This window comes from Blastococcus sp. SYSU D00695, from assembly GCF_054050555.1.
In genome coordinates, this window is sequence record NZ_JBJGZP010000002.1 from 1 (window position 1) to 13,406 (window position 13,406).

Sequence of the window (13,406 nt, forward strand, 5' to 3'; positions counted from 1 at the left end):
CCCCCCCCCCCCCCCCCCCCCCCCCCCCCCCCCCCCCCCCCCCCCCCCCCCCCCCCCCCCCCCCCCCCCCCCCCGCCGGGGGGCAGCGGGGCCCGTCAGGCGAGGTGTCCCGCCCGGGTCGACGTGCCCGCCGGCTCCGTCCCGCCGGCCGCCGGGCCGCCGTACGGGGGCGGGGGCGTGGGCTGCGCCGGGGCTCCGCCGGACGGCGGGACGGACCGGGCCCCGCGGGCGGCCAGCGCCACGAGGAGCCCACCGGCCAGCGCCAGCAGCGCACCGATGCCCAGCAGCGTCCACGAGAACCAGGTGAGCCCCGGCAGCGTGGCCCCCACCCGCACCTGCGCGTCGATGCCCGCGGTCCCGTCGGCCCGCATCACGACGAGCGTCCAGTCGCCCTCGGTCGGCTCCCAGTCGAGGGTCCGGGTCCCGCTGCCCGAGGCCGACACGGTCCACACGTCCGCCTCCGCCGGCGGCACGGCCGGGGCGTCGCCGGGGACGTCGCGCAGCCCCCGCACCAGGTCGCGGTCGTCGTCGTCGCGGACGGCCAGGTGGTCCAGCCGGCTGCGCCCGACGCCGTCGAGGTACCCGGACACGTCGGCCGTCGGCCCGAGGCCCACGAAGAGCTCGGTGCCGGGGTCGACGGGAGCGACCTCGAGCCGGGCGGTGCCGAGCACGTCGTCGACGACCCAGTCCAGGCCGTCGCCCTCCAGGCGGATGCCGTCGCTGGTGACGGCGTACCGGGCGCTGACGAGCTCCGCGTCCGGGGAGAGCAGCCAGCCGTCCTCGCGCTGCGTCTGGTCGGCCCACAGCAGGGTGCCGCCGGCGCCGACGAACCCGGTGGCCGTGGCGAGCAGCAACGCCCCCGCGACGAGGGTCACGACGCGGCCGGCGGACCAGCCCGACCGTGCGGCCGGCGCCGGTGCGGGGCCCGCGGCCGGCGCGGGTGCGGCACCCGCGGCCGGGCCGGCGACGGGTGCGGGAGCGGGGCCCGCGGGGAGCACCGCGCCGCCGCCCCCGGGGCCGGCCGGCGCGGGACCGGCGGGCAGCGAGCCGGGGTCGGCGCCGCCCATGTCCAGCCGGAACGGCGGGTAGGCGTCGGTCATCAGGCCGACGTACGCGGCGACGCGCAGCACCCACCGGTCCATGCCCAGCACGAAGTCGTAGAGCGCCCGCGGGTAGCGCCCGGAGAACAGCAGGACGACGGCGGCGACGACGACGAGCAGGGTCACCAGGCCCCCGAACCCCCAGCCGTCGTCCCAGGCGCCGTCCCCGCCGGCACCGAGCCAGAGGCCGCCGCCGATGAACACCGCCAGCACCAGGTAGTGCGGCAGCGCCAGAAGCCACCACTTGACCAGCACCAGGCCCCGGGAGAGCCGCTCGGGGTAGGGCACGTCCAGGTGCGCCGGGTAGTCCGGCACGTCGGCGAGGGTGAACGGGGGGTACCGGTCGGTGCCCAGCGCCGCGTAGCCGTAGTAGTGGACCCGCCACGTCCAGCGCAGGACCCCGACGCCGTACTCGAACAGCGCCCGCGGGTAGCGCCCGGTCACCAGGATCGCGAAGAACGCGACCACCGAGACCACGACGAAGCCCAGCCACAGGAACGCCAGCACCACGTAGTGCGGGACCAGCAGCAGCCACTTCACCAGCCACAGCCCCCGGGACAGGGGCTCCTCGAGCGACGCGTCGACCCGCACGGGGTACGGCGTCCGGTGTCGGTCCACCTCGGTCACGTCGTCCTCCTCTCCGCCCCGCTGCACCGGGGACGGCTGCGCCCGGACGTCCGCGCCCGGGCAGCCAGCAGTCCTCCTCGAGCCTCGCGACCGCCGCGGCCGGCCCGGTACGTCCGCAGGGCGCATCACCCCCGGGACGTTCGTCACCGCGGGTGGTGACGGCGGTCCCCGGGTGGCGGACCGGCCGCCGCCCGAGGCTGGGACCAGCGCGCACCGAGGAGCTGCCATGCCCAGCACCACCCGCACAGCGCACCGCCGGACGCCGACCGACGCCCTGGAGGAGGCCGCCGACCTCGCCCGCCTGGCCCCGTCGGTGCACAACACCCAGCCGTGGCGGCTGGTCCTGCGCCCCGACCGGCTCGACCTGCGGGCCGAGCGCACGCGGCAGCTGCTGTCGCTCGACCCGCTGGGGCGCGAGCTGGGCCAGAGCGTCGGCGCCGCGCTCCTCAACGCCCGGGTGGCGCTGGCGGCGGCCGGGTGGGCCGTCCACGTCCAGCGGTGGCCCGACCTCGCCGACCCCGACCTCGTGGCCGTGGTCCGCCCGGTCGAGGGCCCGGCGGACGCCGCGCTGGCCGCGCTGGCCCCGTACGCGCGGGACCGGCACACCAACCGGCGGCCCTTCACGGGCGAGACGGTCCCCGACGAGCTGCTGGACGCGTTCGCGGCCGCGGTGGCCGCCGAGGGGGCCGAGCTCGTCCCGGTCCGCGCCGCCCGGCACCGCGAGCTGGTGGCACGCCTGACCCGGCAGGCCGACGCCCTGCAGAACGCCGACCCCGCCTACCGGGCCGAGCTCCGGCACTGGACGACGCGCACCCCCGGCCAGGGCGACGGCGTGCCGGCGGTCGTGGTGCCGCACGTCCCCGGCCGCCGGCACGACGACCTGCCGATCCGCGACTTCGACGTCGCCGGTGCCGGCGCGCTGCCCGCGCAGACGCACTCGACGGCCGAGCAGACCGTCGTGCTGCTGGCCACCCCGCGCGACGACCAGCGGGCCTGGCTGCACGCCGGCGAGGCGCTGGAGCGGCTGCTGCTCGTGCTCACCCGCGACCACTGGGTGGCCAGCCCCCTCACCCAGGCCGTCGAGGTGCCCCTGACCCGCACCCGGCTGCGCGCCGCGCTGGCCTGGCACGGGCACCCGCAGAGCCTGCTGCGCATCGGCCGGGCGGAGTCGACGGCGGGGACGCCCCGGCGGCCGCGCCAGGACGTCGTCGACAACAGCACCCGGCCGCCACCCCCGCCGCCGCCGGTCCGCTCCGAGCGCCCCCCGCGGGACCGGGAGCGGCGGCCCGTGCCCGACGGCCGCGGCGGGACGACGTGGCGGTGACCCGCCCGGGCACGCTGACGCGCGGCACCGACCGCGTCCAGGCGCTGTCCCGGCGCACCGCCGTGCTGCTCGTCGTGCTCTCCGTGCCGCTGGCCTGGGTGCTCGGTGCGGCGGCGGCCGACGGCATCCGGGCCCGGACCGCCGAGGAGGCGGCCGAGCGCACCCGGGTGACCGCCGTGCTGCTGGAGGACGCGCGGGAGGGTCTGGCGCCGCCGACCGGGGTCGCCGTCCCGGCGACGTGGACGGCGCCGGACGGCAGCCGGCGGGAGGGCGAGGTCCGCGCCGGGTCGGACGCCCACCGGGGCCGGTCGCTGAGCATCTGGGTGGACGGCCACGGCGACCTGGTGCCGGCGCCGCTGCCCGCCGGCCTCGCGCCCGTCCAGGGGGTGGTCGCCGGGCTGCTGGTCGTGGGGTTCGCCGGCGCCCTCGGCGCGGGCGCGCACGCCGCCGTCTGCCGGGCGCTGGACCGCCGCCGGGACCGGCAGTGGACGGCCGGCTGGGCGCGGGTGGAGCCCCTGTGGGCCGGCCGCGCCTCGTACGGCGACCCCTGAGCGCGGGCCGGTCTCAGGGTCGACGACGACCGGTCCGATGGTCGTCGTCGACCCGCGCCCGGGTCGAGGGGACGGCGAGCAGGGGACGCGGCGCGGGCGGCGCGAGCGCGCTCATCGGCGCAGCCGCGATCGGCACCGGCCGGGCGGCTGGCGGTTCACGGCGACCTCCGGGGGCGGGGAGTCCCACGGTCGCGGGTGCTCCTCCGCCCTCGCCGGGAGGTGGCTGTGGGTCGGCTGGGAGCCGGGGCCCCCGGGCGGTCAGCTGCGGCCGAACAGCCGGCGCCACCACGGGGTGCGGGCCGGCGCCGACGGGGGCCCGGGCGCCGGCGGGGGCGCGGGCTCGTCGTGCACCGGCCGGGCGGCCGCGGCCGGGGTCGCCGGGGCCGGGGGTGGCGACCGGTGCGCGCTCTCGTCGGCGCGCGCGTGCGCCAGGTAGTGCTGCAGCGCGAGCGGGTCGGCGGCGTGCCCCCGGGCGACGACGTCGTGCCGGGCCTCCCACTCGGCCGCGAGCTTCTCGGCGGTGGTCATGTCCGCCGGTGGGACGGCGTGCTGCCGCTTCGCGGGCTCGGTCACGGCTCGGTCCTCCTCGGGTCGGCTGTCCGGCTGACCGGCCCACGGTCCCGCCGGTCGCCCGCCCCGTCGAGAGCGCAACGGTCCACGGCGGCGGGACCAACGGCCCGGGCGGTGCTCAGCCCGCGGCCGGGGCGGGCGCCGGCCGCGCCGCCGGCGCCGGGCCGTCGGGCTCGGCGGCGCGCGCCCGCGGCAGGTGCACGACCATCACCGGGCAGGGCGCGTGCACCGCCGCGTGCAGCGCCACGGAGCCCAGCAGCATGCCGGCCAGCCGGCCGGTGCTGCGGCTGCCGACGACGAGCAACGCCGCCCCGTCGGCCTGCTGCACCAGGACCTCGGCGGGCGCCCCGGTCAGCACCAGCACCCGCGCCGCGGCATCCGGGCCCAGCGCCTCGGTCACGAGCCGGCCGAGGCGCGCCCCGGCCTGCCCGAGGGTCTCCGGGACCGGCGGCACGGGAACGGCGTACAGGTCGCTCCAGTACTCCGCCGCCTGGTGGACGGCGACGACCTCGAGCTCGGCGCCCAGCCGCCGCGCCTCCTCCGCCGCGCGGAGCAGCGCCGCGCGCGACACGTCCGACTCGTCGACCCCGACGACGACGCGCGGCGGTGGCTGGACCGCGGCCGGGTGCACCACCACGACCGGGCACGGCGCGGCCGCGGCGCAGTGCAGGGCGACCGACCCCAGCAGGGTGCTGCGCACGCCCCCGCGCCCCCGGCTGCCCACCACCAGCAGGGCGGCACCGCGCGCGGCGGCCAGCAGGTGCTCGGCGGGCGCACCGGCGCAGACGGTGACCTCGGCCGGGACCTCCGCGGCGCCGGGCGACGCGGTCACGGCCGGGTCGGCGCGCACCTCGTCGAGCAGCTCCCGCGCCAGGGACTCCGTGTCCGCGCGCAGGTCGTCCAGCCGGCGCGGGTCCACCAGGTACGGGTCGGCCCAGTAGAGGTCGACGGGGTAGGCGCTGACCAGCTCCAGGGTGGCCCCGGCCCGCGCCGCGGCACCGAGCGCCCACACCAGGGCGGCCCGCGCGCCCGGCGACCCGTCGACGCCGACCACCACGCGCGCGGCGCCCGTCCCGTCCGCCGCCCGGCCGGTGTCCGACTGTGCCTGCTCCGTCACCACGGCGCTCCTCGGTTCCCCGCCCGGTCGGTCGCCGGGCCCCGGTCCCAGCGTCGCGGCGCACCGGGGTGCGCGGAGGTGGGCCGACGTCCCCGGGGCCGGGGACCTTCGGCCCACCCGGGGTGGGCCGTCGGGCCGGGTCCGGGCCGCGGCGGCGGACCTAGCGTCGGCACGGTGACGACGACCACGCGGGTGCACGCACCGCGGACCGCACGGCCGCCGGCGGCGTTCCGCCGCGGGATCGCCGCCGCCGGGCTGCCCGACCCCGCCCCGGACCCCGTCCCGGTCGGCGAGGCCGACCTCGCCGGCCTCCCGCACCCGGTGCGGCGGTACCTGCACGCGATGGGCGTCGTCGGCCGGCCGCGGACCCGCTCGTTCCGGGCGCACCTGCGCGGACGGTTCCGGCGCCGTCCCGGCGGCCCGTGGATGCCGTGCGACGCCTGGCAGTACAACACCGCCGACGAGGTCGCGCGGCTGTTCCGCATGCGCCTGCTGCTGGGCGGGGTGGTCCCTATGTGGGGCTGGGACACCTACCGCCGCGGCTCCGGCCGGATGCGCGGGAGGCTCCTGGGGCTGGTGCCCGTCGCCGACGGCTCCGGTCCGGAGCTCGACACCGGCGAGCTGGTCACCTGGCTCGACGACGCCCTCCTGATGGCGCCGGGCATGCTGCTCGACCCGCGGGTCACGTGGGACGCCACCGGGGAGGACTCCTTCCGCGTCACCGTGACCGACGGTGGCGCCACCGTCGGCGCCGACGTCCTGCTGGACGCCGACGCCCGTCCCACCGACGTCCGCACCGACGACCGCTGGGCCGACCTGCCCGAGGGACTCGTCCGGGCCACCTGGAGCACCCCCGTGCTGGAGTGGGCCGACGTCGGCGGGGTCCCCCGGCTGGGTCGCGCCTGCGCGGTGTGGCACCTGCCCGACGGGCGGGAGCTGCGCTACGCCGAGCTGGCCCTGGTCGACCTCTGGCCCGACGTCTCCGCCGGGAGGGCCGCCTCGTGATCCCCGCGCTGCTGACCGCGGCGGGCACCGCCGCGCTGGCCTCCGAACTGCTGCACGCGACCCGGAACTGGGGCGCGACCCACGGCGAGGCCGCCCGGACGCTGCCCGGGGACGAGCTGGTGCCCGGCCCGGCCGAGGAGACGACCCTCGCCGTCACGGTCGACGCGCCGGCGGAGGCGGTCTGGCCGTGGCTGGTCCAGATCGGTCAGGACCGCGGCGGCATGTACAGCTACGACCGGGTGGAGGACCTGCTCGGGCTGGGCATCCACTCCACCGACGAGGTCCGCGAGGAGTGGCAGCACCTGGCACCCGGTGACCGGGTGGTCGTGGTCCCCCGGGGCTACGGGCCGATGCCCGAGGGGTACGCCTTCGGCGTGGCGCAGGTCGTGCCCGGGCGGGCACTCGTGCTGCGCCAGGCCCCGCCCGAGCACCCCTGGGACTCGGTGTGGTCGTTCCACCTCGTGCCGCACGGCCCCGGCCGGTGCCGGCTGCTGTCGCGTTCGCGCACGCACCGGCCCCCGACGCGCGGGCTGCGCGTGGCCACCCGCGTCCTGGAACCGGTGACCCTCGTGATGACCCGCCGGATGCTGCACGGGATCGCCGAGCGCGCCGAGCGGCGCGCCGCCGAGGGACCGCCCGTCGCCGCGGTGGCCCCCGGCGCCCGCTGAGCTCACCCGGCGACGTCCCGGCGGCGGAAGGCCGCGACGGCGAGCGCGGCCAGGACGGCGACCGTGCCGGCCGCCACCGCGACCCCCGGCCAGGAGACGCCGGTGACGAGCGGCACGTGGCCGGAGTACTGCGCGAACGGCGAGAGGTCGCGCAGGGGCCGCAGCCACGCCACGAGCGGCGCGAGCCCGTTGACCAGGTAGGCCAGGACGGCGACCGACGCGGCCACCGCGCGGGCGGCGGCGGGCCGGCCGGTGGCGGCGCCGACCGCGGCCGCCAGCGCGCCGAAGACGCATCCGAGCAGGCCGAGGTGGAGCGTCGCGGCCGCGACCCGGGCGACCGGCAGGTCCAGCCCGGCGAACACACCGGCCCCGACGAGCGCGAGCCCCGCCGCCGTCGCCAGCACGGCGACCCCGGCGACCATCGCGGCCATCCGCTCCAGCACGACCCGGGTGCGGCTGACGGGGTCGGCCAGCAGCAGGTCCAGCGAGCGGCGCTCCTCCTCGCCGGCGATGCCGTCGGCCCCGGCGAGCACCGCGAACAGGATGACCAGCAGCGGGCCGGTCAGCCCCAGGAACTCCGCCTGCACGTAGCCCACCGGCGTCGAGATGTCGGTGACCGCCAGCAGCGACCGCAGCACCTCGGGCAGCCGGTCCACCAGGTCGGCGACCGAGGACTGCCCGCGGATGCTGGGCCACAGCGACCCGTACAGGGTGACCATCGCCGCGAGCCCCAGCGCCCACAGGGTCAGCCGGCGGCGCTGCAGGCGCAGCGTCTGGGCGGCCACGGCTCCCGGGCGCGGCCCCCGCAGCGCGACGCGCGGGCCGGCCACGGGCCCCGTCGGCGCGGGGAGCAGGTCAGGCAGCACCGGGGGCCTCCGCGCCGTAGTAGGCCAGGAACGTCTCCTCGAGGTCGGCCTCGGCGACCTCGAGGTCGAGCAGGCGGTGGCCGGCCAGCCGGGCCACGAGCCCGTCCAGGGCCGAGGCCGGCGCGCTGCAGGTCAGCGTCGTGCCGCGCACCTGGACCCCGCGCAGCCCGGGGACGGCGGCGAACCCGTCGGCCGGCACGGGGTCGGCGAAGCGGGCGCGGACCCGGTGCAGCGACCGGGCGCGCAGCACGTCCATCTCCTCCACCGCGACCAGCCGCCCGGCCCGCAGCACGCCGATGCGGGACGCGCTGCGCTGCACCTCGCCGAGCACGTGCGAGGACAGCAGGGCGCTCCCGCCGCCGGCCGTGTGCTCGGCGAGCATGGCCTGGAACTCCTGCTGCACCAACGGGTCGAACCCGCTGGTCGGCTCGTCCAGGACCAGCAGCAGCGGCTGGGACATGAAGGCCAGCACCACCGCGAGCTTCTGCCGGTTGCCCTTCGACAGGGTCCGCGCCGGGCGGTCCAGGTCCAGGTCCAGGCGGTCGGCGACGTCCCACGCGGGCCGCAGGTCGTCCTGCCCGCGCAACCGGGCGGTGGCGCGCACGTGCTCGCGGCCGGTCAACCGGTCGTGCAGGGCCGGCTCGCCGGACAGGTGCCCGACGTCGCGGTGCACCCGGGCGGCCTCCCGCCAGGGGTCGCGGCCCAGCACCCGCACGGTGCCCGCCGTGGCGCGGACGAAGCCCATGAGGACCCGCAGCGTGGTCGTCTTCCCCGCGCCGTTGGGCCCGAGGTAGCCGAGCACCTCGCCGCGGCGCACCTGCAGGTCCACGTCGCGCAGGGCGACCGTGCGGCCGAAGCGCTTGGTCAGGCCGGCACACGAGACGACGACGTCGGCGGCCCCTCGCCCGTGCTGCTCCACGTCTCTCCGTCCGCTGGCTCCCGGCCCGGTCCGGCGGGGCGCGCCCGGGCGGCTCCACGGTGCCCGCCCGCGCCGGCGCCGTCCCGGGGCCGGAGGTCCCGCCGGGCAGGGACCAGCGGCCCGGCACGGCCCCCGGCGGAGGGACGGAGGTCCCGCGCCGCCCGGTCCGGCGACCCTGGGACCCGCCCGGCCCGGTGCCTAGCGTCGGTCCCAGCCGGCCCGAGGAGGAGAACGTGCAGGTCCGAGACGTCATGACGCGCGACGTGGTCACGGTGGGACCGGACACGTCCGCCAAGTACGCCGGCGAGGTGCTCGCCGACCGCGGGTTCGCCGCCCTGCCGGTCGTGGACGCCGACGGGTCGCTGGTGGGCATCGTGGCGGAGGCCGACGTGCTGCGCGACCGCCTCCCCCGCGACCCGCGGCTGCACCTGCGCCGCGAGCCCGGGCCGGAGCCGGGCCGGGTGCTGCCCCTGCTGGTGCGCGGGGTGATGACCGCGGACGTCGAGACCGTCGCCCCGGAGGCCGACCTGTCCGACGTGGCCCGGCTGTTCGTCGACGACCGGCTGCGCAGCGTGCCGGTCCTGGACGGGTCGCGGCGACTCGTCGGCATCGTGAGCCGGCGCGACCTGCTGCGCGCCCTGGTGCGCACCGACGAACGCATCCGCGACGACCTCCTCGACCTCGTCGAGCGCTACACCGGCGAGACGGGCGCCTGGGACGTCGAGGTGACCGAGGGCGTCGCCAGGATCCGGCGCACCCGCGGCCGGTCCCCGGACGCGCCGGGCACCGAGGAGCGCACGCTCGCGACCCTGGCCCGCACGGTCGGCGGGGTGGTCGCGGTCGACGTCGTCCCCACCGCCGTCCCCCTGGGCGGTGCCCGGTGAGCCGGCTGCGGGTGCTCGTGACCGTCGCCAGCCGGCACGGGTCCACGCGGGAGATCGGCGCGGCCCTGGCCCGGGACCTGGTCGCGGCCGGGGCCGCCGCGGGGCGGGAGGTCCGCGCGACCGCCGTGCCCGTGGAGAACCACCCCGACCCCACCGGCCACGACGCCGTCGTCCTCGGCAGCGCCGTGTACGCCGGGGGGTGGCTGCCGGCCGCGCGCGAGTTCGCCACCGCCTCCGCGGCGGTGCTGCGGTCGACCCCCCTGTGGCTGCTGTCCAGCGGCCCGATCGGCGCCCCACCGTTCCCCGACTCCGAGCCCTACGACGCCGCGACCCTGCGGGACCTGCTGTCGCCGCGCGGGCACTGGGTGCTGCCCGGCCGCCTCGACCCGGCGCGGCTCTCGTTCGCCGAGCGCGCCGTCGTCACCGCCATGCGCGCGCCCGTGGGCGACGCCCGGGACTGGGCCCTCGTCCGGGCCTGCGCCGACGAACTGGTGGGCGCGCTCGCCGGGGTCCCGTCCACGCCGGCGCCCGCGGCGGGGTCCTGAGCCGGCGCCCCGCCCGGACGAGAACACGAGGATGCCCATGTCCACGACGCCCGACCCCGTGCTCGTGCCGCTGACGCCGGGCGAGTGCCACCGGCTGCTCGGCACAGCGCCCATCGGCCGGCTGGCCTTCACCGTCGGCGCGCTGCCCACGATCGAGCCGGTGCACTTCGCCGTCCGCGACGACGAGGTGCTGATCCCCACCCGCCGCGGCAGCAAGGTGCAGGCGGCCAGCCGGGGGGCGGTCGTCGCGTTCGAGGTCGACGACGTCGACGTCGCCACCCGCACCGGCTGGAGCGTCACGGTCGTCGGGCCCAGCCGCGTCCTGTCCGACGCCGGCGAGGTGGCCGCCCTGCACGCCGCCGGTCTGGCACCCTGGGTGCCGGCGGGGCAGGCCTGCGTGGTCGCGGTGCGGATCAGCCGGATCACCGGCCGGCGGCTGAGCCGGCGACTGGACGTGCCGGGCGGCCCGGACCGCGCCACCCCCGGCGCGGTCCCCGCGCCCCGCCTCGCCGCCGGCGGGTGAGCTCCCGCACGGTCGCGGGACGGGCCCCGGGGAGACTTGACCGGCGCCCCGCCCGGTGCCAGCGTCGCCGGATCAGCGGTGATCGACCGGCGGGGACGGGAGCATGGGCGACCAGAGACGAGCCGGGACGTCACCGGGCCGGGACGTGCTCGCGGGCATGCGGCTCACGGAGCTGATCGACGAGGTCCAGGAGCGACTGAGCGCCGTCGCCCGCACCCAGGAACGGGTGCAGGGCCTGCTCGACGCGTTCCTCAGCGTCTCCACCGGGCTGGACCTGGACAGCACGCTGCACCGCATCGTCGAGGCGGCCGTCGGGCTGGTCGACGCCCGCTACGGGGCGCTCGGCGTCCTGGGCGCGCACGGGGGCCTGTCGGCGTTCATCCACACCGGCCTGGACGACGCGACCGCCGCCCGGATGCCGCACCTGCCCGAGGGCAAGGGCGTGCTCGGCCAGGTGATCACCGAGCCCCACGCCCTGCGGATCGCCGACCTGTCCACCCACCCGTCGTCGGTCGGCTTCCCCGAGGGGCACCCGCCGATGCGCAGCTTCCTCGGCGTCCCCGTGCTCGTCCGCGGCGAGGTCTACGGCAACCTGTACCTCACCGAGAAGCGCGACGGCGCGTTCACCGCCGAGGACGAGGCGGTGCTCACCGCCCTGGCCGGCGCCGCGGGCATCGCCATCGACAACGCCCGCCTGTTCGAGGAGGCGGAGCTGCGCCGCCGCTGGGTCTCCGCCGCCGGGGACGTGCGCGAGCGGCTGCTCGGCGACGCGTCCCCGGCCGCCGCGCTCGAGCTGATCGTGCGCCGGGTGCGGGAGCTGACCGACGCCGACGCCGCCTGGCTGCTGGTCGGGCCCGACGCCGGGGACGGCCGGTTCGAGGTGCGCGCCCAGGCCGGGGACGACCTCGACGACGTGACCGGCTCCCGGCTGCTGCCCGAGGAGGCCCCGGTGCTCGCCGCGTTCGCCGAGGTCCAGTCGGTGGTGACCGTGGACGTGAGCGGCCTGGCCTACGACGGGCCCAACGCCCACGTGCCGTGGGGCCCGTGCATCGGCGTCCCGCTGCCGGGTGGCCAGGCCGAGGACGGGCTGCTGGTGGTCGCCCGTCGCGCGGGCGGGCGTCCGTTCGAGCCCGCGCTGGCCGCCCTGATCGGCACCTTCGCCGACCAGATGGCGGTGGCCCTGGACCTGGCGACCCAGCAGCGGACCGCCCGCCGCCTCGACGTGTTCGAGGACCGCGACCGCATCGCCCAGGACCTGCACGACCTGGTCATCCAGCGGCTGTTCGCCGCCGGCCTCAGCCTGCAGTCGGTGCTCCCCCGGGTCTCGGACCTGCAGGCGCAGCGCCGGGTCCGGGACGTCGTGCACCAGCTCGACGAGACCGTCCGCGACATCCGGACGACGATCTTCGACCTGCACACCGCCGAGGACGCCGACGCCGGCCGGAGCCTGCGCCGCCGCCTGCTCGACGTCGTCACCGAGACCGCCGGGCCCGACCTCGCCACCGCCGTCCGCATGTCCGGGGCGGTCGACAGCCTCGTTCCCGCTGAGCTGGCCGCCGACCTGGAGGCCGTGACCCGGGAGGCGGTCAGCAACGCCGCCCGCCACTCCGGCGGCCGGCACGTCACCGTCACCCTCGACGTCGCCGACGAGGTCGTGCTGGAGGTCCTCGACGACGGGCGCGGCATCGACCCCCGCGCCGCCCGCAGCGGGCTGCGCAACGTGACCGCGCGCGCCGAGCGGCGCGGCGGCGGCGCGTGCGCCGAGGCCCCCCCCGAGGGCGGCACCCGCCTGCGCTGGTGGGCGCCCCTGCGCTGAGGACCCTGCGCTGAGGACCCTGCGCCGAGGACCCTGCGCCGAGAGCCGGCCGCCTAGCGGCCCGGGGTCGACGACGAGCCGGAGGCGCGCAGCTCGGTCGCCAGGACGGCGGCCTGCGTGCGCCGCTCCAGCCCCAGCTTGGCCAGCAGGTGGGACACGTAGTTCTTGACCGTCTTCTCGGCCAGGAACATCCGCTCGCCGATCTGCCGGTTGGTCAGGCCCTCGCCGATGAGCTCGAGCACGGTCCGCTCCTGGTCGCTGAGCTTGGCCAGCGGCCCGCTCGGCTCGGCGGAGCGGCGCATCCGCTCCAGGACGGCGGTGGTCGCGGTCGGGTCGAGCAGGGACCCGCCCGCGGCGACGGTCCGCACCCCGCTGACCAGGTCCTGGCCGAGGATCTGCTTGAGCAGGTACCCCGAGGCGCCGGCCATGATCGCCTCGAACAGCGCCTCGTCGTCGCTGTAGCTGGTCAGCATGACGACCTTGAGCTCCGGCATCCGGGACCGCAGCTCCCGGCACACCGAGACGCCGTCCCCGTCGGGGAGCCGCACGTCGAGGACGGCGACGTCCGGGCGCAGCGCCGGGACGCGGGCCAGCGCCTCCGCGGCGTTCTTCGCCTCGCCGACCACCGAGATGCCGGGGTCGCTGCCGAGCAGGTCGGCGACGCCGCGGCGCACGATCTCGTGGTCGTCGAGGAGGAAGACCCGGATGGGGGCCCGGTCGTCGTCCACTGCTCTCGCTCCGTCCTGCCGCGCCGGGGCGGCCGTGGTCGGTCACCGGGCGACCGGCGACGTGCCTGCCCCCAGGCTAGGTGGCGGCCGGGCGCCGCGGTGCGGGGCCGGGCTCCCCCGCCCGGCGCCGACGGACGTGGGACCTGCGGGAACGGGACCTCCG

At 78.7% G+C, this 13,406-nt stretch carries 14 protein-coding genes; 8 read left to right on the forward strand and 6 right to left on the reverse strand.

Going from position 1 to position 13,406, the window contains the following annotated elements:
- Positions 1-95: 95 nt before the first annotated feature.
- The gene (locus ACI781_RS01515) at positions 96-1,727 is read right to left on the reverse strand and encodes a DUF4389 domain-containing protein (RefSeq protein ID WP_456564306.1); all 1,632 of its coding nucleotides are present in this window, start codon (positions 1,725-1,727) and stop codon (positions 96-98) included.
- Positions 1,728-1,953: 226 nt separating this feature from the next.
- On the opposite strand from ACI781_RS01515, the gene ACI781_RS01520 reads away from it, so the two are divergent.
- Positions 1,954-3,051: an Acg family FMN-binding oxidoreductase gene (locus ACI781_RS01520; RefSeq protein WP_456564307.1), complete on the forward strand. Its 1,098-nt coding sequence runs from the start codon at positions 1,954-1,956 to the stop codon at positions 3,049-3,051.
- Positions 3,048-3,602 carry an Rv1733c family protein gene (locus ACI781_RS01525; protein WP_456564308.1) on the forward strand — a complete coding sequence of 185 codons (555 nt, stop codon included), beginning with the start codon at positions 3,048-3,050 and terminating at the stop codon, positions 3,600-3,602. Before ACI781_RS01520 ends, ACI781_RS01525 begins: the two co-directional genes overlap by 4 nt.
- A gap of 258 nt (positions 3,603-3,860) precedes the next feature.
- Here the strand turns inward: ACI781_RS01525 and ACI781_RS01530 are convergent, their stop codons facing one another.
- Complete coding sequence (locus ACI781_RS01530) at positions 3,861-4,175, reverse strand: hypothetical protein (RefSeq protein WP_456564309.1); 315 nt, start codon at positions 4,173-4,175, stop codon at positions 3,861-3,863.
- Between the two features lie 115 nt (positions 4,176-4,290).
- Entirely contained in the window at positions 4,291-5,289 is a 999-nt protein-coding gene (locus tag ACI781_RS01535; RefSeq protein ID WP_456564310.1) for a universal stress protein, read from the reverse strand.
- Between the two features lie 174 nt (positions 5,290-5,463).
- Here ACI781_RS01535 and ACI781_RS01540 point away from each other — a divergent pair, with 174 nt between their 5' ends.
- Positions 5,464-6,294, forward strand: coding sequence for a DUF6544 family protein (locus tag ACI781_RS01540; protein WP_456564311.1), 831 nt, complete (start codon positions 5,464-5,466; stop codon positions 6,292-6,294).
- On the forward strand, positions 6,291-6,962 hold the full coding sequence (locus ACI781_RS01545; protein WP_456564312.1) for a hypothetical protein: 672 nt from the start codon (positions 6,291-6,293) through the stop codon (positions 6,960-6,962). The genes ACI781_RS01540 and ACI781_RS01545 overlap by 4 nt, the downstream gene beginning before the upstream one ends.
- 2 nt (positions 6,963-6,964) lie before the next feature.
- On the opposite strand, the gene ACI781_RS01550 is transcribed toward ACI781_RS01545, so the two are convergent.
- Together ACI781_RS01550 and ACI781_RS01555 are read right to left on the reverse strand one after the other, a co-directional pair.
- Entirely contained in the window at positions 6,965-7,747 is a 783-nt protein-coding gene (locus ACI781_RS01550) for an ABC transporter permease (protein ID WP_456564313.1), read from the reverse strand.
- Between the two features lie 70 nt (positions 7,748-7,817).
- Complete coding sequence (locus ACI781_RS01555) at positions 7,818-8,747, reverse strand: ABC transporter ATP-binding protein (protein ID WP_456564314.1); 930 nt, start codon at positions 8,745-8,747, stop codon at positions 7,818-7,820.
- A gap of 233 nt (positions 8,748-8,980) precedes the next feature.
- Between ACI781_RS01555 and ACI781_RS01560 the strand changes: the two genes are divergently transcribed.
- From ACI781_RS01560 to ACI781_RS01575, 4 genes are all read left to right on the forward strand, one after another.
- Positions 8,981-9,631 (forward strand): CBS domain-containing protein, encoded by a 651-nt coding sequence (locus tag ACI781_RS01560; RefSeq protein ID WP_456564315.1) that lies wholly within the window; start codon positions 8,981-8,983, stop codon positions 9,629-9,631.
- Positions 9,628-10,176 (forward strand): flavodoxin domain-containing protein, encoded by a 549-nt coding sequence (locus ACI781_RS01565; protein WP_456564316.1) that lies wholly within the window; start codon positions 9,628-9,630, stop codon positions 10,174-10,176. The genes ACI781_RS01560 and ACI781_RS01565 overlap by 4 nt, the downstream gene beginning before the upstream one ends.
- 37 nt (positions 10,177-10,213) lie before the next feature.
- Entirely contained in the window at positions 10,214-10,699 is a 486-nt protein-coding gene (locus ACI781_RS01570) for a pyridoxamine 5'-phosphate oxidase family protein (protein ID WP_456564317.1), read from the forward strand.
- Between the two features lie 157 nt (positions 10,700-10,856).
- On the forward strand, positions 10,857-12,515 hold the full coding sequence (locus tag ACI781_RS01575) for a GAF domain-containing protein (RefSeq protein WP_456564318.1): 1,659 nt from the start codon (positions 10,857-10,859) through the stop codon (positions 12,513-12,515).
- Positions 12,516-12,568: 53 nt separating this feature from the next.
- On the opposite strand, the gene ACI781_RS01580 is transcribed toward ACI781_RS01575, so the two are convergent.
- The gene (locus ACI781_RS01580) at positions 12,569-13,243 is read right to left on the reverse strand and encodes a response regulator (protein WP_456564319.1); all 675 of its coding nucleotides are present in this window, start codon (positions 13,241-13,243) and stop codon (positions 12,569-12,571) included.
- Positions 13,244-13,406: the final 163 nt, after the last annotated feature.

Excerpts from the sequence above, each read along its gene's own strand:
- ACI781_RS01575 (WP_456564318.1), top strand. The coding sequence starts at position 10,857 with ATGCGGCTCACGGAGCTGATCGACGAGGTCCAGGAGCGACTGAGCGCC.
- ACI781_RS01520 (WP_456564307.1), top strand. The coding sequence starts at position 1,954 with ATGCCCAGCACCACCCGCACAGCGCACCGCCGGACGCCGACCGACGCC.
- ACI781_RS01570 (WP_456564317.1), top strand. The coding sequence starts at position 10,214 with ATGTCCACGACGCCCGACCCCGTGCTCGTGCCGCTGACGCCGGGCGAG.